At 73.6% G+C, this 20508-nt stretch carries 18 protein-coding genes and 1 pseudogene; 5 read left to right on the top strand and 14 right to left on the bottom strand.

Annotation, left to right across the window (positions count from 1 at the left end):
• Window positions 1-190: 190 nt before the first annotated feature.
• The 7 genes from AB0P06_RS32860 to AB0P06_RS32830 all read right to left on the bottom strand — a co-directional run bounded on the left by AB0P06_RS32860 (window position 191) and on the right by AB0P06_RS32830 (window position 10337).
• Window positions 191-2599 (bottom strand): FtsX-like permease family protein, encoded by a 2409-nt coding sequence (locus tag AB0P06_RS32860; protein WP_363613900.1) that lies wholly within the window; start codon window positions 2597-2599, stop codon window positions 191-193.
• Complete coding sequence (locus AB0P06_RS32855) at window positions 2599-3273, bottom strand: ABC transporter ATP-binding protein (protein ID WP_363613898.1); 675 nt, start codon at window positions 3271-3273, stop codon at window positions 2599-2601. Before AB0P06_RS32855 ends, AB0P06_RS32860 begins: the two co-directional genes overlap by 1 nt.
• 49 nt (window positions 3274-3322) lie before the next feature.
• Window positions 3323-3577 (bottom strand): hypothetical protein, encoded by a 255-nt coding sequence (locus AB0P06_RS32850; RefSeq protein ID WP_363613896.1) that lies wholly within the window; start codon window positions 3575-3577, stop codon window positions 3323-3325.
• Window positions 3578-3703: 126 nt separating this feature from the next.
• Complete coding sequence (locus AB0P06_RS32845; protein ID WP_363613894.1) at window positions 3704-4426, bottom strand: DUF4232 domain-containing protein; 723 nt, start codon at window positions 4424-4426, stop codon at window positions 3704-3706.
• Between the two features lie 75 nt (window positions 4427-4501).
• A complete protein-coding gene (locus tag AB0P06_RS32840; RefSeq protein ID WP_363613892.1) occupies window positions 4502-7768 on the bottom strand; it encodes an error-prone DNA polymerase in 3267 nt (1088 codons plus the stop codon).
• A 66-nt stretch (window positions 7769-7834) separates the two neighbouring features.
• Window positions 7835-9544, bottom strand: a complete 1710-nt coding sequence (locus AB0P06_RS32835; protein ID WP_363613890.1) for a DNA polymerase Y family protein — start codon at window positions 9542-9544, stop codon at window positions 7835-7837.
• Window position 9545: 1 nt separating this feature from the next.
• A complete protein-coding gene (locus tag AB0P06_RS32830) occupies window positions 9546-10337 on the bottom strand; it encodes a hypothetical protein (protein WP_363613888.1) in 792 nt (263 codons plus the stop codon).
• Window positions 10338-10642: 305 nt separating this feature from the next.
• Here AB0P06_RS32830 and AB0P06_RS32825 point away from each other — a divergent pair, with 305 nt between their 5' ends.
• Window positions 10643-11041 (top strand): hypothetical protein, encoded by a 399-nt coding sequence (locus AB0P06_RS32825; protein ID WP_363613886.1) that lies wholly within the window; start codon window positions 10643-10645, stop codon window positions 11039-11041.
• Window positions 11042-11143: 102 nt separating this feature from the next.
• Here the strand turns inward: AB0P06_RS32825 and AB0P06_RS32820 are convergent, their stop codons facing one another.
• From AB0P06_RS32820 to AB0P06_RS32810, 3 genes are read right to left on the bottom strand one after another with little or no spacing between them, the layout of a single operon-like run.
• The gene (locus AB0P06_RS32820; protein WP_363613884.1) at window positions 11144-11998 is read right to left on the bottom strand and encodes a methyltransferase domain-containing protein; all 855 of its coding nucleotides are present in this window, start codon (window positions 11996-11998) and stop codon (window positions 11144-11146) included.
• Window positions 11995-13290 (bottom strand): DUF6596 domain-containing protein, encoded by a 1296-nt coding sequence (locus AB0P06_RS32815; protein ID WP_363613882.1) that lies wholly within the window; start codon window positions 13288-13290, stop codon window positions 11995-11997. Before AB0P06_RS32815 ends, AB0P06_RS32820 begins: the two co-directional genes overlap by 4 nt.
• Window positions 13287-13688, bottom strand: coding sequence for a YciI family protein (locus AB0P06_RS32810; protein WP_363613881.1), 402 nt, complete (start codon window positions 13686-13688; stop codon window positions 13287-13289). Before AB0P06_RS32810 ends, AB0P06_RS32815 begins: the two co-directional genes overlap by 4 nt.
• A 274-nt stretch (window positions 13689-13962) precedes the next feature.
• Between AB0P06_RS32810 and AB0P06_RS32805 the strand changes: the two genes are divergently transcribed.
• Window positions 13963-14901: an oxygenase MpaB family protein gene (locus AB0P06_RS32805; RefSeq protein ID WP_363613879.1), complete on the top strand. Its 939-nt coding sequence runs from the start codon at window positions 13963-13965 to the stop codon at window positions 14899-14901.
• Between the two features lie 72 nt (window positions 14902-14973).
• Here the strand turns inward: AB0P06_RS32805 and AB0P06_RS32800 are convergent, their stop codons facing one another.
• Complete coding sequence (locus AB0P06_RS32800) at window positions 14974-16257, bottom strand: MFS transporter (RefSeq protein WP_363613877.1); 1284 nt, start codon at window positions 16255-16257, stop codon at window positions 14974-14976.
• Window positions 16258-16626: 369 nt separating this feature from the next.
• On the opposite strand from AB0P06_RS32800, the gene AB0P06_RS32795 reads away from it, so the two are divergent.
• Complete coding sequence (locus AB0P06_RS32795) at window positions 16627-17595, top strand: DUF2332 domain-containing protein (RefSeq protein WP_363613875.1); 969 nt, start codon at window positions 16627-16629, stop codon at window positions 17593-17595.
• Between the two features lie 109 nt (window positions 17596-17704).
• Here the strand turns inward: AB0P06_RS32795 and AB0P06_RS32790 are convergent, their stop codons facing one another.
• The 3 genes from AB0P06_RS32790 to AB0P06_RS32780 form a co-directional block, all read right to left on the bottom strand.
• The gene (locus AB0P06_RS32790; RefSeq protein WP_363613873.1) at window positions 17705-18091 is read right to left on the bottom strand and encodes a hypothetical protein; all 387 of its coding nucleotides are present in this window, start codon (window positions 18089-18091) and stop codon (window positions 17705-17707) included.
• Window positions 18092-18197: 106 nt separating this feature from the next.
• Window positions 18198-18665 carry an NUDIX domain-containing protein gene (locus AB0P06_RS32785; RefSeq protein ID WP_363613871.1) on the bottom strand — a complete coding sequence of 156 codons (468 nt, stop codon included), beginning with the start codon at window positions 18663-18665 and terminating at the stop codon, window positions 18198-18200.
• A complete protein-coding gene (locus AB0P06_RS32780) occupies window positions 18652-19422 on the bottom strand; it encodes a helix-turn-helix transcriptional regulator (protein ID WP_363613869.1) in 771 nt (256 codons plus the stop codon). Before AB0P06_RS32780 ends, AB0P06_RS32785 begins: the two co-directional genes overlap by 14 nt.
• A gap of 321 nt (window positions 19423-19743) precedes the next feature.
• On the opposite strand from AB0P06_RS32780, the gene AB0P06_RS32775 reads away from it, so the two are divergent.
• Together AB0P06_RS32775 and AB0P06_RS32770 are read left to right on the top strand one after the other, a co-directional pair.
• Window positions 19744-20067: a hypothetical protein gene (locus AB0P06_RS32775; protein ID WP_363613867.1), complete on the top strand. Its 324-nt coding sequence runs from the start codon at window positions 19744-19746 to the stop codon at window positions 20065-20067.
• A 32-nt stretch (window positions 20068-20099) separates the two neighbouring features.
• Window positions 20100-20432 (top strand): annotated as a pseudogene (locus AB0P06_RS32770) (TipAS antibiotic-recognition domain-containing protein); the annotation flags it as partial.
• Between the last annotated feature and the right edge of the window lie 76 nt (window positions 20433-20508).

Below are 20508 nucleotides of genomic sequence, written 5' to 3'. Positions count from 1 at the left end.
GGGAGAGCCGGTACCACTCCTTCGACTCCCGATGGGCGGAGGGCGAGGAGATGGCGTCGATGCGGAACGGCTCGGGCAGCGACTGGTTCGTGGTCTTCTCCCCCATCGGCGTCTACGACCTGAGGCCCAGGCCCCCCACGACCGGCCTGTCTCCGGGTTCTCGGGCCGGCCCGAGAACCCGGGGGAAGGGTCATTCGCGGTGCAGGAACTCCGCTTTGACCCTGCACCCCAGGGCCGGGAGCGCGCTGAGGCCGGCTGCCACCGCGCCGAGCACCGCGATGCCGGCAATGCTCGCGAAGGCGTCCAGCGGGACGCCGCCCGGGGTCCCCCCGGTGCGGCCGTAGGCGCGACCCGCCAGGAGGGCCAGGCCCAGGGCGAGCGCGATGCCCGCTCCGTAGGGGACCAGGATCTGGACGAGCTGGGCGCGCCGCATGGTCGGCAGCGGCACACCCACCACCGCCTGCAGCGCGACCTCCCGACGGCGCTCGATCGCCCGGTCGATCGACCCCACCGCGATGGTGGCGAAGGAGATGACGAGGGTGAGCAGCGTCCCCAGGATCAGCAGGGCCCGGAAGAGCGGGAACTGGTACTGCGCTTCCAGCGCGATGTCCGGGACGGACACCGTCAGGCTCGGGTCCAGGCGGGCCACGGCCGCGTTCAGTGCCTCGTACGTCGCGGACTTCCCGTCGGTGGCGATCAGGTACCTCTCCGCCGGGGCGCTCAGCTCGGACAGGCCAGGGGTGTCGGGCGGGAGCAGGATGTCGGCGGCCAGCGGCGAGTTGTCGGAGACGGCGTAGAGGTCGGGCACCGCGAGGGTGCGGGTGGGAGGGGTGACGGTCACGGCGGCGCCGGGCCGGGTCTGGGCCATGAGCGTCAGGGGGCCCGTGGCGGCGGGGTCGGTTCCCTGGTGGGGTTGGGGAAGCCAGTAGGCGGTGCCTTCCTGGCAGTCCGTGGGCGGCTGCTTGATCAGGGTGGCCAGGTCGGAGCAGGAGAGAACGACCGCGCTGTGCATGCTCAGAGGTGCCGCCGGGAAGCCGGCGGCACCGGCCGGTGTGCCCGGTGCGTTCTGCAGCGCGGCGGGCAGCGGTGTCTGCAGCCGCCGTACCGGGACGACCTCGCGCACGCCGGGCACGTCCCTGAGCGCGGATTCCGGCACGGGCAGGCCTTCGGCCGTCGCCGCCGGGCCCTGGAGGACTCCGGGAGCCATGAGCTGGGTCCAGGACTCGGCGGAGGCACGTGACTCGACGGCGGCGAAGACCGACTGGCCGAGCGTGCTGGCGAAGACGAGCAGGACCAGGCCCGTCACCACCCGGGTCGCGGTGGCGGCCTCGACCTCCAGACGGCGGGCGCCCAGCAGGACGGCGACCGACCGGGCGAGGCGGCCGAGCAGGACGCCGATGGTCCTGGCGATCAGGGGGGTGGCGGCCGTGACACCGACGAAGGTGAGCAGGAGGCCCGCGCCCATCACCAGAAGCATGGGGGTGTTGGGGTCACCCATCTCGGGGGCCGGGCTCAGGGCGGCGTAGCCGCTGAGTGCGGCGCCGAGCCCGAGGGGGGCCAGGCGCCACGGGGACAGGGGCTTGGGAAGCGCGTCCGCGCGGGCTGCCCGGGTGACCCCGGTGACGCGGCGCACCGCGACCGCGCCCACGCAGACGGCCAGCACGGGGACGGCCAGGAGCAGGGCAGCGGTCTGCCACAGCGGGGGCTGGAGGTCGGCGGAGAACCAGCCGTAGCCGGCGACGGTCCAGCTCGACGCGGCGGGCAGCAGGGCCTCGAAGACCGCCAGGCCCACCAGGACGCCCAGTGTCGAGACGACGGCCGTCTCGCCGGCGTTGACGACCTGGGTCTGGCGCGGTGTCAGCCCCAGCAGGCGCAGCGCGGCCAGGCGCCGGTCGCGGGTGGCGGCGGACAGGCGGGCGCAGGAGGCGAGGAAGAGGAGGACCGGGGTGAGGACGGCGATGATCCCGACGATGAGGGTCACGGTGTTCTTGCGGGTGTCCGCGACGGCGCCGGCCTGGGCGACGATGGCTGGTCCAGTCGCGCCGTGGGCCTGGGGCCCGTACCCGGCGGGGTGCTGGACGTAGGCGTCCGGGGTCTGGTCGACGCCGATGTAGGCGAGGAGTTCATCGGGCTGCAGGAGTCCGGACGGCGTGATCACGGCGGTGAGGCGCCCGGGCAGGCGGTCGCGCAGGGCTTGGTTCCCGGGGGTGTCGTAGAGCTTCTTGAGTGCCGGGGAGACGATGAGCTCGCCGGGCCGGGGAAGGCCCGTGAGGCCGGGCGGCGGCGCGGTGGCGCTGTGGGCGGCGGGGACGAGCTGGCGTTGCAGGGGCGTGCCCTGCCAGGTGTCGGACACGCTCTCCCCGATCAGTCCGCAGCCGGCCGCGGGTTGGCCGTCGGTGGCCGCGCACAGGACCGTCCTGGCGTCGGTGCGCTCGGCCCGGTGCCCCAGCATGCCGGGGACGGCGAGGGCGGTGAGCAGGACGACGGCGCCGAGCGCGGTGCCTCCGGTCATCAGGCAGACGCGTGCCCATCCCGAACGGCCGTAGCCGCGGACGAGCCTGAGGCCCAGCAGGAGGGGGAACAGGCGGGCGCGCAGCATCACACCCGTCCCTTCACGCCGACGATCTCGCCGTTGCTCATGAGGACTTCGCGGTCGGCGCAGGCGGCGACGCGGGCTTCGTGGGTGACGATGACGACTGCGGCGCCCTGGTCGCGGGCGGCGGTGGTGAGGGCGGTGAGGACGCGTTCGCCGTTGACGGTGTCCAGGGCTCCGGTGGGTTCGTCGGCGAAGACGACCTTCGGCCGGTGGATCAGGGCCCGTGCCACGGCGGCGCGTTGGGCCTGGCCGCCGGAGACCTGGGAGGGGCGCTTGTCCGCCAGATCCGGTATCTCCAGGCGGGCGAGGCCTTCGGCCGCCCGCTGGGCCGCCGCCTTGCGGGTAGTGCCGGTGAGCCGCAGGGGAAGGGCCACGTTTTCGAGGATCGAGAGTTCGGGGATGAGTTCGCCGAGCTGGAAGACGAACCCGAAGTCCTTGCGGCGCAGTTGGCTGCGCCCGGCCTCGGGGAGGTCGTCGATGCGCTCGCCGTTCAGGTGGACCGTTCCGCTCATCGGCCGCAGGATGCCGGCCAGGCAGTGGAGGAGCGTCGACTTGCCGGAGCCGCTGGAGCCCGTCACGGCGACGATCTCCCGTGGTGCGACATCGAAGGACACCCCGTTCAGGGCTCGGGTCGAACCGAAGTCGAGCCTCAGCTCCTCGGCCACCAGAAGACTCATCACGCGCCCTCTCTATTGTCACGCTCAGTGCGGATCAACGGCGATCATCTCATCCGGGAGTTCCCTTTGAGAGCGGTTCCACATTCGGAATACTCGCCTCCGCCATGGCTTCGGGGCCGATGAACTCCTTGAACAGATCCTGGTGAACCTTTTCGGCGACCTGGGAGCAGGGGAAAGCCGCGACGGCTGCGGCGATCTCCTTTCGATGGAATTCCTGATATCCCGAATCACCCTTCGCCCGGGCCTCCGGTTCGCCATGCGAGAGCTCTCTACCCGAGATCACCCGGCCGCTGATTCTCCTCATCACAGCCTGGCACTCCGCGCGCGCAGGTCGGCGATGAGGGAAATCCTGGAGGCGCATCCGTATCCGCCGGCCTGAGGAGTGCAACTTTCTTGACGACGACCCGGACCTATCGGTGAAAGCGCGAGGCTAAGGCCTGCTCTGGGTCTGGGGCTGGGGCTGGGGCTGAGGATAGGCGGGGGCGGTCGGCCGGTTGGTGCTCGGCTTGGTCCAGACGCCGACGCCCAGCTTTCCGGTGGTGCCGAGGTCGAGATAGGCGGGGACGGTGACACGGGGGCGGCCCGGGAGGGGCGCGACATCGAGGTACTGGCCGCTGTCCTTGGTGCCCGAGGTGACGGTGTTGCGCCAGACCAGTTGGAATACGGCGGACTCCTGGGGCTGGAGCGTCACCGGGGCCGGGGCCGCGTCGAAGCCGTCGATGGTCGCGATGCCCGCCGAGCCGCGGCGGACGTTGACGTCGAGGGGCTCGCGTTCGGCGCCGAGGACGCGGACGTCGGGGCGGCCGTTCAGCTTGTAGGGGCGGGTGCCGCAGTTGGTCAGCCGGATCGCCATGACGCGCAGCCCCATCGCGGCGTTCGCCTCCTCGGCGGCCAGCAGGACGCCCTCCGGGGAGCAGGTGGGTTCGGGGGTCGGCGTCGGTGTGGCGGTCGCGGCGGAGGTGGAGGTCGCGGTGCCGGTCGGCGTCGCGCCGGTGGGGCCGCCCGTGCCACGCCCCGGCGCGGGCGCTCCCCCGCCCGCGCCCGTCACCTGCGTGCTGCCGCAGCCTGCCAGCAGGGCGGCGCCGGCCAGCAGCAGGGCCGTGCGGGAGAGGGGCGGTATCCGACGGGTTCCGGTCCGGGGCGTCGCGTCCATGTGGCGATCATCGCACGGACGTTCGGCACCCCTGCCGGATCCCCGTCCACCCTCGGTACCACCCCTGCCACCGCCTCACGGCCCGATGCGGAGAGGGGCGAGCCGGGTGGCGACCAGGTTGGTGGCACCGCGATCGCGTTCGATGCGGCCGTGGACGAGCAGCCCGGCGCGGTCGAGGGCGGTACGGCGCTGAGACTCCCAGACCGGCCGGCTGCAGATCACATTGATCAGCCCGGTCTCGTCCTCCAGGCTGAGGAACAGCACCCCGCCCGCCGTCGGCGGCCGCTGCCGGTGGGTCACCAGGCCGCCGACCACCACGGCGGTGCCTGGCGGCACGTCCGGCAGTTCGGCCGCACAGAGCGCGCCGCCGCGCTCCAGGTGGGCGCGGAGATGCTGAACGGGATGGCTGGTGGCGGAGGTGCCGGTGGCCCAGAGGTCGGCGATGGTCTCCTCCACCGGGGTCATCTCCGGCAGCGGCGGCGCCTCGGTGCCGGGCGTGGTGCCCGGGATCAGCGCCGCCGTGACCCCGGCGAACGCCCCCGCCGCCCAGAGCGCCTGGCGCCTGCTCAACCCGAAGCAGCCGAACGCCCCCGCCGTGGCGAGGGCCTCCAGCACCGGCGCGGCCAGACCCGTCCGACGGGCGAAGTCCTCCAGGTCCGCGTACGGCTGCCCGGCCGCGATCACCTCGGCCTGCGGAGCGCCGATACCCCGGACGGTCTCCAGGCCCAGCCGGATGGCCGGCTGCGGCTTGCCCGCGGTGAGCGGCGGCTTCGGAGTCGGCCCCCGGTACGGCTCCAGGGTCGGCCGTGGCCCGCTGGCGTTGACGTCCACCCCGCGCACCCGGACGCCGTGCCGCCGGGCGTCCGGGATCAGGCTGAGCGGCGCGTAGAAGCCCATCGGCTGGTTGGCCAGCAGCGCGCAGGTGAAGGCCGCCGGGTAGTGGTACTTGAGCCAGGCGCTCGCGTACACCAGGTAGGCGAAGCTGATCGCGTGACTCTCCGGGAAGCCGTAGTTGGAGAAGGCCTCGATCTTGGTGTAGACGTCCTCGGCGACCTCCTCCGGGATGCCGCGCTCGGCCATACCGCCCAGCAGCCGCTCCCGCAGGCGGGCGACGCGCTCGTGCGAGCGCTTGGACCCCATCGCCTGGCGCAGCCGGTCCGCCTCCGCGGGGGTGAACCCGGCGCAGTCGATGGCCAGTTGCATCATCTGCTCCTGGAACAGCGGCACCCCGAGGGTCTTGCCCAGCGCGTTCTCCATCAGCGGGTGCGGGCAGCCGGCCGGTTCGGTCCCGGCCCGGCGCCGCAGGTACGGGTGGACGGAGCCGCCCTGGATCGGACCCGGGCGGATCAGCGCGACCTCGACCACCAGGTCGTAGAAGTGGTCCGGCTTCAGCCGGGGCAGGGTCGCCATCTGGGCGCGCGACTCCACCTGGAAGACGCCGACGGTGTCCGCCCGCCGCAGCATCGCGTACACGCCCGCGTCGTCGTCCGGGATGGTCGCCAGGTCGTAGCGCAGGCCGTGGTGTTCGGCGACCAGGTCGCAGGTGTCGTGCAGCGAGGCGAGCATGCCGAGGCCCAGCAGGTCGATCTTCACCAGCCCGGCACCGGCCGTGGAGTCCTTGTCCCACTGCAGCACCGACCGCCCCGGCATCCGGGCCCACTCGGTCGGACAGATCTCGCCGATCGGCTCCCTGGTGAGCACCATGCCGCCCGAGTGGATTCCCAAATGGCGCGGCAACCCGTGGAGTTGCCCGGCCAGCCCCAGCACGTCGGCCGGGATGACGGCGTCCGCGCCGGGCGGGGAGCGGAAGTCGCTCTGCCGGCTGAACGCGTCCACCTGCCCCTGCGGATAGCCGAGCACCCGGGCGGCATCGCGCAGCGCCAGCCGGGGCCGGTAGGTGATCACATTGGCCACCTGGGCGGCGTGCTCGCGCCCGTAGCGGCGGTAGACGTACTGGATGACCTCCTCACGGCGGCGGTTCTCGATGTCCAGGTCGATGTCGGGCGGTCCGTCCCGGGCGGTGCTCAGAAAGCGCTCGAAGAGCAGCTTGTAGTGGACCGGGTCGACGGCGGTGATCCCCAGGGCGTAGCAGACCGCCGAGTTGGCCGCCGAACCCCGGCCCTGGCACCAGATGGACTCGCGGCGGCAGAAGTCCACGATGTCGTGGACGATCAGGAAGTACCCGGCCAGGTCCAGGTCCTCGATGACGTCCAGCTCCTTGGCGAGCTGCCGCCGGGCCGGCCCGTTCCCCGGCCCGAACCGGGCCGGACCGCCCTCGGCGACCAGCGTCCGCAGATGGCTGATCTCGGTGTGGCCGGGCGGGACGGGGAAGCCGGGCAGCTCGGGGTCGAGCCTGGTGAAGTCGAAGGCGCAGGACCGGGCCAGTTCGACGGTGGCCTGCCGCACCCCAGGGAAGCGGGCCAGCCGGGCGGCCATCTCCCGCCCCGAGCGCAGATGCGCGGTGCCGGCCGCCTGCGTCCAGCCCGCCGCGTCCTGGAGCGTGCGGCGCCCGTGCAGCGCGGCGAGGCTCTGCGCCAGCCGCCCCTGGGCCGGGCCCGCGTGGTGGGCGTTGGTGGAGGCGACGACCGGGAGGCCGAGCCCGGCAGCCAGGGCTGCGAGGGCGTCGTTGCGCAGGTCGTCGCCGGGCAGCCACTGGTCGATCAGCTCGACGTACACGTTGTCGCGGCCGAACGCCTCGACGAGGGTGTGCAGTTGAAGCTCGGCGGCGGCGACGGGGGACCGTCCGGAGGGGTCGGGGGCCGCCAGGGCGGCGGGGACCCGGCCGAGGCGGCAGCCGGTGAGCACCGCCCAGTGCCCGTCGTGCGCGTCCGCCAGCGCCGCGAAGTCGTACGCCGGACGGCCCTTGGCTCCGCCCGCCAGCTGCGCGGCACCGATCGCCGCGGAGAGGCGGCGGTAGCCGGCCGGATCGCGGGCCAGGACGAGGAGGTGCTCGGCCTGGGCAGCTTTGTGACGGATCGTCAACTCTGCGCCGAACACCGTGCCGACGCCGGCCTCGTGGGCCGCCTCGGCGAACCGGACCGCGCCGTAGAGGCCGTCGTGGTCGGTCAGGGCCAGCACCTCGATCCCCAGCCGGGCCGCCTCGGCGACCAGCGCCTCGGGGTCGCTGGCGCCGTCGAGGAAGCTGAAGGCGGAGTGGACGTGCAGCTCGGCCCAGGGGACGGGGGGCTCTCCGGCGGGGTCGGTGGGGTCGACGGGGTGGACCGGGTCGGCGGGCGGTCGGCGGAGGGGGACGACCTCGCCACCCGCCGGGCCCGGCCGGCCACCGGCCAGGCGTCGGTGCAGCTCGCTCCAGGGGAGCGTGGGGTGGCTGGTGAATCCCATCGGGAGTGCCTTCGTTCCTGCTGTTCGCCCCCCTGGGTTTGCCTCCTGTCGACCGGCCGCCGGACGTCAGTCGTAGCCGGCCTCCATGAACCACTCGCCACCCTCCACCGTCAGCAGCAGGGCACGGCCGTCTGCGGACGCGACCTGGAAACGCGCCCGGCGGCGGGCGAGCGACTGGTCCCACCAGTACTCGACGGCCGGCCAGGGCCCGGTCCAGCCGTCCACCAGCAACTCCCGCCCCCGCACCACGACGGTGGACGGCCGGGCCGACACCCCTGCCCGGCCGTCCACCGTCACCGGCCGGCCGTCGGCGTCCACCACCGCGACCGGCACCGGGGCCCGGTACACCACGGCCGGCCACACGTCCCGCAGCCGCCCCGGCCAGGGGGCATCGACCGGTGCCCCCGGCTCGTGGGGTTCACCCCACGGCACCCGGACCGCCTGCTCGCCCGGCCCCCGCCCGCCGGCCGGTTCGATCCGGCGCAGCCCGGCATGCCCGAGCACCGCCTGGACCCGGGCCACCGCGCGCTCCACCCGGTCGTCCACGACCGCCTGCCCCCAGAGCGCCAGTTGCCACCCCTGGTCGGGGGCCAGCCCGTCGGGGACGAGGCGCAGGGCGGTGAAGCCCGCGTCGTGTGCTCCCTCGGGCGCTCCGTCTCGCCCTTCGCCGGGGGCGTCGAACGCGCCCGTGCTCTGCCAGGCCTGGAGCTGCCAGCGCACGCGCTCGGCGAGCGCCGTCGCCGACAGCCGGCCCTCGTGCCGCCAGAGCCGCGAGGCCGTCCGCCCGTCGGCGCACACCACCTCGACGGCGACCCGCCCGCAGGTCAGCCCCGCCCCGGCGAGCCGTTCGTGCAGCCGCTCGGCGAGGGGGCGGGCGACGAACACCAGCGGTTCGGCCAGCGGTTCGGGCGGGTCGAAGCGCTGCTCGACGGAGAGGTCCGGCCCCTCCTCGCGTGGCACCGGCGGACGCGGCTGCAGCCCCCGGGCCAGCCGGTGGGCGGCCGTACCGGCCGGGCCGAAACGGTCCGCGACCGCCTCGGCGGGCAGCGCGGCGAACGCCCCGACGGTGGGCAGGCCCAGCCGGTCCAGCAGTTCCGCCGACACCTCGTCACCGAGCGCGGCCACCGGGTAGGGCGCGAGGAACTCCGCCGTCCGCCCGGCCGGCACCAGCACCCCGGCCCGGGCCGCCAGCACGGCGGCGAACAGGCCGTCGGCGACGCCGACCTGGGCGTGCGGAGCCTCGGCGCGCGGACCGGAGGGGTGGTCCAGCCCGGCCGGATCCGCGTCGGCGGGGTGCGCGCCGTCGGCGGGGTGCCCGGGGTGCGCGGAGCCCGTCGCCCACTCCCCCGCCAGCGCGGCCGCCACCGCCGTACGGACCTTCGACGCCAGCGCCTCCTCACCGCCGAAGTACCGGCCCGGCCCCTTCACCGGGATCGCGCACAGACCCGGACGCAGCACCTCCACCCGGGGCGTGAACGCCTCCACCGCCGCGGCCACCGGCTCGAAGCGCCGGGTCTCCGCCTCCGGGTCGCGGTCCCGCAGTTCCAGCGCCGGGCAGAGCCGCTGGGCCAGTTTGAGCCGCTGCCCCTGCCGCACCCCGGCCGCCCGGGCCACCTCCGAGCAGGCCAGGATCCGCCCGCCGACGGTCACCGCCACCGGGCGCCCGTCGGTCCCCGCGCCCTCGACGGCCGCGACCGGCCAGTCCGGACACCAGACCACCAGCACCCTCGGCGTGCCGGGCGTACCGACCGTCCCGGTCTTCGCGCCGTCCGCCATCTCACACCACCGCCATGCGTTCGAGGCCGACCCCGGCCCCCGGCGTCACGGCCTCCCCCATCCCGTGCACCTCGTGCATCTCGTCCGGCCCATCCGGCCCATCCAGCCCAGACGTCCCGGTCACCGCCCGCACCTCTCCGCGCTCGTCCGGCAGCCAGAGCCTGGCGGCACGGCCGCGCACCGCCGAGCCACGCCCCTCGGCCACCACCTCCACCTGCCGCCCGGTGAGCTGCCCGTGCCCGTCCCCCAGCCCGAACCACCGCCCGGACCGCACCCCCACCCGCAGCACCGCGCCCGGCCACGGCCCGGCCACCAGCAGGACGCACCCGCTGCGCCGCAGCACGGCCGCCAGCCGGGCGGCCGCGCTGGGCGCCACCGGCCCGTCCGGGCGCAGCATGACCAGCTCGACCGCACCGGCCAGGACCGACACCACCTCGGCCCAGTGCGGCCCGGGGTCGTCCGCCACCAGCAGCCGCCGCAGATCCAGCCCGTACCCGGCGGCCGCGGCCAGCCCGAGATCCGGCAGCCCGACCGCGGCGACCCAGCCGCCCTCCGCCTCCCCCACCCCGGCCGCCAGCGCCAGCAGCAACCCGGCGTCCCCGCCCCCGACCGACACCGCCGTCCCCCGCCGCAGCCCGCCCTCCGGCAGCACCGCCCCCAGCGCGGGCGGCACCGGCAACAGCCCCCGGTCCCCGGCGGCCACCCCGCCCCCACGCGGCGCAGCCGTCGACACCACCGGCCGGAGCGGCTCCCGCTCGGCGATGGATTCGAAAGCAGATTCGAAAACGGGCACACCTCAGGATCGAACATTCGTTCGTAAAGATTCAAGTCAGATTCGTCCACCCGCCCGGTCACCCACCGTTGTCCCTCATCGAGGAAGGCGTTCCCCTCCGCCTGCGGCTTGGTCGAGGAAGGTTCCCGAGCCGCCGTCCACGGTCCCGCGCCGGCCGCCCGCAGCATGTGCCCGCGCTCTGCCGCCGACCTGCGCCATGCGCACTTCTACAAGACGCCGTCTCCATACCGAGCACAGGCTTCTCTCCAGGAACGAAGCCGCCGGGTGTCGCGCGGTTTCGTTGGCACCGAAAGAGGGGCGGGAGAATGAAGATCAAGACGAGCCGACGGCTCACCACTGTCATCGGGGGGCTCGCGGTGGTCGTGGGGGCGGGGGTGGGCCTGGCTCCGGCGGCCAGCGCCTGGGACGGCAACACCCACATCAACCGGTGCGGCGTCTTCCGCACCGAGAACTGTGGTCACGGTGGTGTCGGCGACGGCAACAGGAGGGTGTTCGCCTATGACCAGCGTTCTGACGACGCCGGCTTCCGGACGAACTACCGGATGATCAACGGCGTCGTTGACTTCGTCAAGGACCCCGACGGCAACGGCGGCGGCTCCGGCCAGGTGTGGACACCCGAGCTCGTCTCCGCCTACCAGGTGTGCTCCGAGCAGCCCGGCGGCCCCGCCTGGTGGTTCTGCAGCGACTGGATCTCCGTCATCTAGCCTCGACACCAGTGGCCCGCGCCGTTCATCACCGGCCGGCCACCTGGCGTGACGCCCCGCCCGGGCCGGTGGCGAACACCGGCCCGGGCGGGCCCGGCGCCGTTACGCCCGCCCCGTGAGGAGGGAGACCCTGACCTGCTCGGGGTAGGCCGGACCGGGCGGGAGTGCGGCGCGCAGGCGGGCGGCGAAGGCCGGGCGGGCGGGCGGGGCGGGCAGGTCGGGGGCCGGGATCGCGGAGTAGAGGGAGCCGAGGAGCTGCTCGAAGGTCAGCTCCGCCGCGTAGTCGAGGGTGGTCTCGTGCACGTCGGCGAACCCGGCGGCGGTGAGGGCGCGGGCGTAGCGCTCCCGGTCGTCGGCGGCGGTGCCGCAGGAGGTCGCGAGGGAACCGCCGAAGTGGTCCTCCAGGGCGGTGCGCAGCGCGCGGGACCAGTCGGTCTCCTGGGCCCAGATCGGGGTCCCGTTGGCGATCACCGCGACGCCGCCGCCGGGGCGGGTGAGCGGGCGGAGGGTGCGGAAGAGCTCCTCGTACCGCATCCAGTGGACGGCGTTGCCGATCACCGTCAGGCCCAGCCGCGCGGGCAGTACACCGTGGAGCGCGGGGACGTCGGTGTCCGAGCCGAGGACCCAGAGCGCGTTGCCGACCCCGCGCCGGGCGGCCTCCGCCCGGGCCTGGCGGAGCATGTCCGGCTCGGGGTCCATGCCGATCACCGTACGGACGCGGGTGGCGAGCGGGAGGGCGAGCTGCCCGGTGCCGCAGCCGAGGTCGAGGGCGAGGTCGCCGATGGCGGCGTCGGCGTCCAGGGTGAACGCCGTCTGCAGGGCGTCGAGGACCGCCGACGGGTAGCCGCGCCGGAACTCGGCGTAGTACTCGGCCACTTCACCGCTGAAGGCACCGGAGTCGCTGTCGGCGGTGGCGGATCCGGTGCTGCTTCCCTGGGCCTGTGCGCGCGTCGTCATGGTGCGCACTCTGCCGCCTCGCCACCCCCGGCGGGGTGCTGATCGCTGTCGGCCGAATCCGCGAGCCGGGCCGCCCGGAGGGTGAGGTAGTGGCGTTCCGGGAGGCTGGCGGTGCGCCGGGCGGCGGTGCGGTAGTCGGCGACGGCGGCCTCACGGTCGCCGGCCAGCTCGGACAGGTGGGCGCGGACCGCGTACAGGCGGTAGTGCTCCAGCAGGGCCGGGGCGGCGGCGAGGACGGCGAGTCCGGCGGCGGGGCCGTCCACCATCGCGGTTGCGACCGCCCGGTTGAGGGTGATCAGCGGATTGTCGGAGATTCGCTCCAGCACCCCGTACAGGGCGAGGATCTGCGGCCAGTCGGTCTCCCCGGCCGTCGGGGCCTCGTCGTGGACGGCCGCGATCGCCGCCTGCACCTGGTAGGGGCCGACCGGCCCGCGCGGCAGGGCGGCCGTGATCAGTGCGACGCCCTCGGCGATCGCGGCGGCGTCCCAGCGTCCGCGGTCCTGCTCGGCGAGCGGGACGAGTTCGCCGCCGGGGCCGGTGCGGGCCGGGCCGCGGGCGTCGCTGAGCAGCATCAGCGCCAGCAGGCCGGTGACCTCGCCGTCGTCCGGGAGCAGCGTGTGGACGGCCCGGGCCAGCCGGATCGCCTCCCGGGAGAGTTCGACGCGTCGCAGGTCGGGCCCGGCGCTGCTGGTGTAGCCCTCGTTGAAGATCAGGTAGAGCACGTGCAGCACCGCGTCCAGGCGGGCCGGCCAGTCGTCGGCGTCCGGCATCCGGAACGGCACGCCGGACGCCTTGATCCGCTGCTTGGCCCGGCTGATCCGCTGCCCCATGGTCGCCTCCGGCACCATGAAGGCGCGGGCGATCTCCCCCGTGGTCAGCCCGCCCACCGAGCGGAGCGTGAGCGCGATCGCCGAGGCGGGCGAGAGGGCGGGGTGACAGCAGAGGAAGAGCAGGGTGAGGGTGTCGTCGTGAGCGGCCCCGTCCCCGGCGTCCGCCGCCGGCGCCGCCTGCCGGTCGGCCGGCACCTGCCCGGCCACCAGGTCCTCCCGGCGGCGGCGGGCCTGCTCGTTGCGGACCTGCTCGGTCATCCGGCGGGTGGCGACCTGGATCAGCCAGCCGCGCGGGTTGCCCGGCAGGCCCTCCCCGGGCCACTGGACGGCGGCGTTCAGCAGGGCCTCCTGGACGGCGTCCTCGGCGGTGTCGAAGTCGCCGTAGCGGCGGGTGAGCACGCCGAGGACCTGCGGCGCGAGTTCGCGCAGCAGGTCCTCGACGGTACGGTCGCCGGTGCTCACAACTCGGTGGGCGGCGCCGACATCACCTGGCGCACCTCGATCGGCATGTTCAGCGGCCGCCCACCGGGGCCGGGGGCGGCGGAGACGTCCGCGGCGATCTCGACCGCCCGCGCATCGCTCTCGCAGTCCACGATCCACCAGCCGGCCAGGAACTCCTTGGTCTCCGGGAACGGCCCCTCGGTGACCACCGGCGCGCCGCCGCTGTGCGAGCGCACGATCCGCGCGGTCTCCGGCATGGCCAGCCCCTGGGCGTCGGCCAGTTCCCCGGCCTCGGCGAGCTTCCGGTTGGTGTCCTGCATGAAGCGGATGTGCGCCTGGACGTCCTCGGGCTTCCACTCGTCGATCTTGGGGAAGTCGACGGTCTTCTCGCTGAACTGCATCAGCAGCATGTACTTCATGGCCCTGCTCCTCGTTCTCTCCGGTGCCGCGCCCCTCGTCCGTCCCGCCGGGGCACTCTCACGGGCAGGTAGAAGCACGGCCCGCGATTTCGACATCCCCGGCGAGGATTTCCGGAGAAAAGTTAGCGGGCCCCCGGGCGCCGGCCCGGCAGCGACGCCCGGACGGCACCGACGGGACCCGTCCCGCCGGCGTTGGCCCGTTCGCGCTGACCCGTTCCGGCCGAGCCGACCCGTCCGCGTTGACCCGTTCCTGACCGGCCCCTATCGTCGGCCTGTGCAGCGATACGACTGGCTGAAGCGGATTCAGCGGATGGATCCCGAAACCGAGTTCACCGAGATCTACCGGATCAGCAGCTGGTACGAGTTCCCCTGGGACACCACCCAGTCGCTCAGCTTCGCCCTCTACCGCACCTACGCCGTGCCCGGCATCGGCCGGCTGCTGGCCGGGACCGGTGAGTTCACCCGGCGCGCGCAGAAGCGGTACGACGACACCACGCTGATCCTGGAGGCCGTCGTCGAGCACGGCTTCGCCTCGGAGCAGGGGCGGGAGGCGATCCGGCGGATGAACCAGATGCACAGGCGGTACGACATCACCAACGACGACTTCCTGTACGTGCTCGCCACCTTCGTCGTGGTGCCCAAGCGCTGGCTCGACGACTACGGCTGGCGCCCGTACTCGCCGCACGAGGTGCGGGCCACCACCAACTACTACCGGGAACTGGGCCGCCACATGGGGCTGAGCGGGATCCCGGGCACGTACGAGGAGTTCGAGCGGCTGCTGGACGGCTACGAGCGCGCCCACTTCGGCTACGACCAGGGCGGGCGGGACGTCTCCGACGCGACGCTCGGGCTGATGGCGTCCTGGTACCCGGCGCCGATGCGGCCGCCCATGCGGACCTCGTCGATCTGCCTGCTGGACGACCCCCTGCGGGAGGCGTTCGGATACGCGAAGCCGCCGGCGGCCCTCCAGCAGGCCGTCCGGGGCGGCATGCGCCTGCGCGGGCGCCTCGTCCGCCTGCTGCCACCGCGCCGCCGGCCCCGCCTGGCCCGGGACAACCGGCAGGTCAGGGGCTACCCCGGCGGCTACCGGATCAGCGAGCTGGGGACGTTCCCGGACGGCGCGGGCCCCGGGCGCGGCTGCCCGTTCCCGGCTGCGGGACCGGGCGCTGTGGGACCGGGCGCTGTGGGACCCGCCGCCCGTCAGGAGGGCTGAACCCGCGCGGCGCGCGTAGAGCGGAGAGCGGAAGTCCGCTCGGGTTCCCTGCGAAGACCACGGGATGGAACTTCAAGCTCGCTTGAGGTCACGTGCGGGTGACGCGGGAGAGACCACCGCCGCCGGCGGGTCGGGGAGGCGGCGGCGGGTGCGGATCGGCGAGAGGTAGACCGGGAGGAAGGCCACCGCGAGGAGGACGCCGCCGGCCCAGAGGGCGGGGTGGAGGCCGGCCAGTTCGCCGAGCAGACCCGCCAGGGCGGCTCCGACGGCCATGGCGCCGGTGAGCAGGAAGCGGAAGGTCGCGTTCATCCGGCCGAGCAGGGCGTCCGGGGTCATCCGCTGACGCAGGCTGACGCCGAGCACGTTGTCCATTCCGGTCTTGAAGAGGAGCAGCAGCCAGCCCGCCCCGGCCACGCAGAGCCAGGCGCCGCCGCCGATCAGCGGGACGAGCAGCCCGGCGGGCGCCACGCAGAGGCCGACGAGGCCGAGCGCCCGGCCGTAGCCGAGGCGGGCGGCGATCGGGTGGGCGCAGCGGGAGCCGAGCAGGATGCCGACCCCGCCCACCGCCCAGAACAGACCCAGGGCGCCTGCCGGGAGATGGAGTTCACGGACGAACAGCACCGGGAGCAGGGTGTTGACGATCTGGAAGCCGAGATTGGTGATGGCGGCGGAGACGGCGAGGGCCCGTAGTTCGGAGTTGCCGAGGACGTGCCGCAGCCCCTCGGCGATCTGCGCGCCGAGGCCGGTCCCGGCGCGGGCGGCCGCCGGGGGCGCGGGGGTTCGGCGCAGGGCGATCAGGCGCAGGGCCGAGCCGAGGTGGCTCAGCGCCGTCGCGCCGATGGCGAACGGGGCGGTCAGGAGCTGGACGAGCGCGCCGCCCGCGCCGCGCCCGGCGATGTTGCCGACGGCCATCAGGCCGACCACGGCGGAGTTCGCCTGCACCAGGTGTGCGCGGCCGACGAGTTGCGGCAGCACGCTCTGCGAGGCGATGTCGAAAAAGACGGTCGCGCACCCGCTCAGCAGCGCGACCGCGTACAGCTGCCAGAGGGTGAGCGCGTCCGCCCACCAGGCGAGCGGGACGGAGGCGTAGAGCGCGGCCTTCACCAGGTCCGCCGCGATCAGCACGCGCCGGTGGCACATCCGGTCCACCCACGCGCCGGCGGGCAGGCCGATGAGGAGGAAGGCGAGGGTGCTCAGGGTGGCGATCGCCCCGACCTGCCCGGCGCTCGCGTCGAGCGCCGAGACGGCGATGAGGGGGACGGCGACGTAGCCGATGTTGGTGCCGAGCTGGGCGAGGGCGGTGGCGGTGAACAGGGTGCGGAAGTCGGCTATCCGCCAGGGTGATTCGGGACGCATGGTCGCTTCGTTCAGTCGGAGGGGCGGCTCGGGAACGGTGCGGGCGGTGCGGGTGGAGCGGGTGGAGCGGGTGGAGCGGGTCGGGCTCGGGGTCGTACGCGAACAGAGGCGATCATGCCGTGTGCACACCGACCGTGGCCAGGGAGATCCGGGCCCGGGCGGCCGCCGTCGGCGCGACGCGGGCGCCGACCTTGGACTTCGGCGGCTTCATGACGGCTCCTGGCGGGGAGGGCTACGGTCGGTTCGGGTGGACTCGATCTCCGGCGACCGGGTCGGCACCCGTACAGCGGACGGCGAAGGCGGACAAGAGTCCGCCGGAATCCCTTGGCAGAGACGGAACAGCGGCGGCCGGGGGTGAGAGGAGAGAACGTGGAACCGGAGACGGGCGAGCTGTACCGGAGGTTCGCGACCCGCGAGGCCCGGGGGAACTCGGCGAGCTATCAGGAACTCTCCGAACGGTGCGCCGAGGACGTCGAGTTGATGGGGCTGGTCAGCGCACTGCCGGCCCCGAAGCGGCAGCCGAACCTGCTCTTCGGGGCGGTCCGGTTCCTCGGCGGCCCGGTGGGCGACGGCTACCCGGCCTTCCGCGCCTGGGTGCTGGCCCGCTGGGAGGACGTCCGCGCGGCCATGCTGCGGCGCCGGACGCAGACCAACGAGCCCGGGCGCTGCGCGAGCCTGCTGCCGCTGCTGGCGGCCCTGCCGCAGCCGCTCGCGCTGATCGAGGTGGGCGCCTCGGCCGGGCTCTGCCTCTACCCGGACCGGTACCGCTACCGGTACGACGGACGGCCGGAGTTCGGGCCCGGCGACGGTCCGGCGACGCTGGAGTGCGCCACCAGCGGCCCGGTGCCGTTCCCGGCCCGGCCGCCCGAGGTGGTGTGGCGGGCCGGGGTCGACCTCAACCCGCTGGACGTCCGGGACGAGGAGGACGTCCGCTGGCTGGAGGCCCTGGTCTGGCCGGAGCAGACCGCCCGGCTGGAGCGGCTGCGCGGCGCCGTCCGGATCGCCCGGGCGGACCCGCCGGAGCTGGTGCGCGGCGACCTCAACGAGACGGTCCGGGAGCTGGTCGCCCGGGCGCCGGAGGGGGCCACACCGGTGGTGTTCCACAGCGCGGTGCTCAGCTATCTGCCCCCGGAGGCGCGGGAGGAGTTCGCGGCGACGATGCGCACGCTGCCCGGGCACTGGATCTCCAACGAGTCGCCGGTCATCCTGCCCGAGGTCCTCCGTCGGCTGCCCCGGCCGGCACCGGCCGACCTGGCGGTGTTCGCGCTCGCCCTGGACGAACAGCCGGTCGCGATCGCCGCACCGCACGGGCAGTGGCTGGACTGGTTCGGGGCGTAGCGCGCGGTCCCGGGGCCCGAGGTACGCGCGGCCGCTCCGTACTACGGGATTGGCCGGACCTGCCCACCTTGATTCCCCACCCGTAGGAGGCTGACCGGGACGTCAGGGGTCAGCCTCCGATGGCGGCCTGGAACTCCTTCCCCTGGGCAGGCGTCAGGATCTTCGAGACCCGTAGTGAGTCGGTGAATGTCACCTTCGAGGTGTATTGGCCGGGCCGTCCAAGCAGGTGGTTGGGGTCGTCCTCGGCGGTGACGGTCTTGCCGAGTTTCGCGGTGGGGACGGCCTTGGCGACCGCTGTGAATGCGGCGGCGGCTGCTGCTGGGGTCGCAGTGGTAGTAGCGGTACCCGGTGCGGCGGCTGCCGTGTCCTTGGCGAGGGTGGCGCCATTCGTGGCTGTGGGCGTGCTCGGGCCTTCCGATTTGTCGCTGCTGCTGGAGCATGCGGTGGCTGTGGCGATGAGGCCGGCGGTGAGCAGGGCGATGGTGGCGCGGCGCATGAATGTTCCAGAGCGTGTGGTGAGTGTGGTGAGGGGGACCGTATCGGCGGTGCGGGTGGTGTGGGCACGCCGTGACGGACCTGTGCAAAGAGGAAACGGGCAACGGTCAGCGAACGACAGGGCCCTCACCCGAGCGCCAGTCAGCGAGCCGCTTGCGGATGCTGGCCACCATCGGCAGCTCGTCCGTCTCGGCCGGGGTGACCCAGGCGACCTCGGTCGACTCGTCGGACACCTGGATCTCGCCACCGACCGGGCGCCCGAGAAGGCAGATGGAGAACTCCTGCCGGACCTCGCCGTCGTCGTAGGCGAAGACGTGGCCGGGGTTGGTGTAGGTGCCGACGATGCCGGTGATCTCGACGACGATGCCGGTTTCCTCCAGCGTTTCCCGGATGCCGCAGTCCGCGAGGGATTCGCCCAGGTTCATCTTGCCGCCGGGCAAGGCCCACATGCCGTTGTCGGTGCGGCGCTGGAGGAGGACGCGGCCGTCGTCGTCAACGACTACGACGCTCGCGGCCGGCACCAGCGAGTTGGCCTTGGGAGCGTTGGGGTCGTCTTCGTAGTCACGCCTGGGCATCGGCCGTCACCTCTGCTGTCGGGATTGTCCATACGTCACGGCCGCGTGCCCACAGGTCTTCGACGTGGCCGGCGAAGCGGTCGAAGACGCCGTCATCCTGTGCCCGCCGCAGGTGCATCATTGGGGCATCGTGGCCGATCCTACCGGGCAGCAGCGGTGTGACGATCATGTCCTGGTCGAACCTGAAGACGGACAACGAGACGTGCCCGGTCTCGTACCGCGCCTCGACGGTGGTGTCTTTCAGCTTGGCCAGCTCGGACAGCGTCACCTCGATTCGGGTGGACAAGGTCAGCGGCACGTCCTCCGCCAGCTCGCGCTGCCGGGTGACCGGGCTGGCGGGGTCGCCGAGGACGAATCGCACGCGGCATCCCCGCGCCGTCTTATTCCGTAGGAGGTCGCCGAAGTTCGACTGCTCCAGCCATAGGAAGTAGTTGGTGTAGCCCGCGAGGGTCAGCTCGTGGTCGGCCTGGTGGATGAGCTGCCGCCACAGGGACGTCGGCGCGGCCGACCGGTACGGGTACATCTGCACCAGCTCGCGGTCCGGGCCCGACTTCACCAGCTGCTGTACGGATGGCCAGAGCACGGTCTCCTCCTCGTCGAGGGCCCTGCTCACCGCCGCGCGGTGCCGGGCATGGGGTACGCGCGCAGGGCTGGCAACCCAGCGGCTGACCGTCTTCGGGTCGACGCCGACCGTGCGAGCGAGCTGTGACTCGGTGATATTCGCACGCACCATCGCCTCGCGCAGGGGCTCGTTCACGTGTGCGCCTCTCTGACCCGTTCTGACCTCCAGGGACGAGTCAAGGTGTACCAATGAAGCGTCCCAAACGTCCGCCGAACGCGGTATGACGTCCCGCCGGATCGGTCGACGATTCAGCTGTGACAGACGCGCCTGCACAGTCGCTGCCCACCCGCGCCCAGCTCCAGGGCCTGGCCTGCATCTGCTGCGGGCGTACTGGCGGCAGCCTGATACCGGCTGGTCACGTCTACACCCCCACCGGCACCGGCAAAGCCCCTCTCGGCTGGGCCGTAGTCGCCTGCCCCACATGCCCCACATGTCCTACCCCCCCGAGGAGGCGCAGTGACCACGCAGCACGTGGTTGACCCGGATCCAGTTGAGCAGGTGTGCGGCCTCTGCCTGGACTGCCGCAACTACGGCTTCGGGAACTACGCCGGGAGATGCACCGGAATCGTTGACTGGATCACCAATCACGTCGGGTGCGTACGCCCAGCCAGGCCTCAGGTGAGCACTGGCGGCGGCGTGCCTGCGGAGGCCCCGGTCGAGCTGGGTATCTGTCCGAACTGTGGCGCCCGGGTGTACGGGCGGTTCATCGAGGACCTGACCGCCTACACGTCCAGCGTCGAACACGATGGCTGCCCGATTCCGGAGCCCGACGATGTCTGAGTTTGAAACTCCTGGCCGGCCGCGCTGCGGAGCCGGAGCTGGCCGCGACCGTCGAGCGGGTCACCGCGACCATGAGCGAGGCCGAGATCGAGGCCGGGCAGCGCGAGCGCACCGCGCTGATGGTCCGGCTGGCCGAGCTGATGGCCGCCGGCGTGCCCGCCGACGCCGAGGCCGTCCAGGCCGAGGCCGACGGGCAGTACCGGGCGCTGGCCGCGCTCCGGCCGGTCTCCGCCGAGGAGTACCGCGCGATCGGGCGCTCCTGCGTGGAGAACGAGCAGTGGCGCGCGGCGTACGAGGCGGTCGCCCCGGGTCTGGCCGCGTACCAGCGGGACGCCATCGAGGCGTACGCCGCCCGGCTGGGCTGAGCCGCACCGGGCCGGGTGCGGCTCGCCGTCCCGGCGGACGGGCTGGACTGGCGGACGGGCTCGATCTGGCGCTACC

This window comes from Kitasatospora sp. NPDC088351 (assembly GCF_040685575.1).
Taxonomy (GTDB): Bacteria; Actinomycetota; Actinomycetes; order Streptomycetales; family Streptomycetaceae; genus Kitasatospora.
This window is presented reverse-complemented; position numbering and strand designations above follow the sequence as displayed.

Excerpts from the sequence above, each read along its gene's own strand:
- AB0P06_RS32810 (WP_363613881.1), bottom strand. The coding sequence starts at position 13,688 with ATGAAGTACATGCTGCTGATGCAGTTCAGCGAGAAGACCGTCGACTTC.
- AB0P06_RS32785 (WP_363613871.1), bottom strand. The coding sequence starts at position 18,665 with ATGCCCAGGCGTGACTACGAAGACGACCCCAACGCTCCCAAGGCCAAC.
- AB0P06_RS32855 (WP_363613898.1), bottom strand. The coding sequence starts at position 3,273 with ATGAGTCTTCTGGTGGCCGAGGAGCTGAGGCTCGACTTCGGTTCGACC.
- AB0P06_RS32800 (WP_363613877.1), bottom strand. The coding sequence starts at position 16,257 with ATGCGTCCCGAATCACCCTGGCGGATAGCCGACTTCCGCACCCTGTTC.
- AB0P06_RS32860 (WP_363613900.1), bottom strand. The coding sequence starts at position 2,599 with ATGCTGCGCGCCCGCCTGTTCCCCCTCCTGCTGGGCCTCAGGCTCGTC.
- AB0P06_RS32820 (WP_363613884.1), bottom strand. The coding sequence starts at position 11,998 with ATGACGACGCGCGCACAGGCCCAGGGAAGCAGCACCGGATCCGCCACC.
- AB0P06_RS32840 (WP_363613892.1), bottom strand. The coding sequence starts at position 7,768 with ATGGGATTCACCAGCCACCCCACGCTCCCCTGGAGCGAGCTGCACCGA.
- AB0P06_RS32850 (WP_363613896.1), bottom strand. The coding sequence starts at position 3,577 with ATGAGGAGAATCAGCGGCCGGGTGATCTCGGGTAGAGAGCTCTCGCAT.
- AB0P06_RS32845 (WP_363613894.1), bottom strand. The coding sequence starts at position 4,426 with ATGGACGCGACGCCCCGGACCGGAACCCGTCGGATACCGCCCCTCTCC.
- AB0P06_RS32790 (WP_363613873.1), bottom strand. The coding sequence starts at position 18,091 with ATGCGCCGCGCCACCATCGCCCTGCTCACCGCCGGCCTCATCGCCACA.
- AB0P06_RS32825 (WP_363613886.1), top strand. The coding sequence starts at position 10,643 with ATGAAGATCAAGACGAGCCGACGGCTCACCACTGTCATCGGGGGGCTC.
- AB0P06_RS32835 (WP_363613890.1), bottom strand. The coding sequence starts at position 9,544 with ATGGCGGACGGCGCGAAGACCGGGACGGTCGGTACGCCCGGCACGCCG.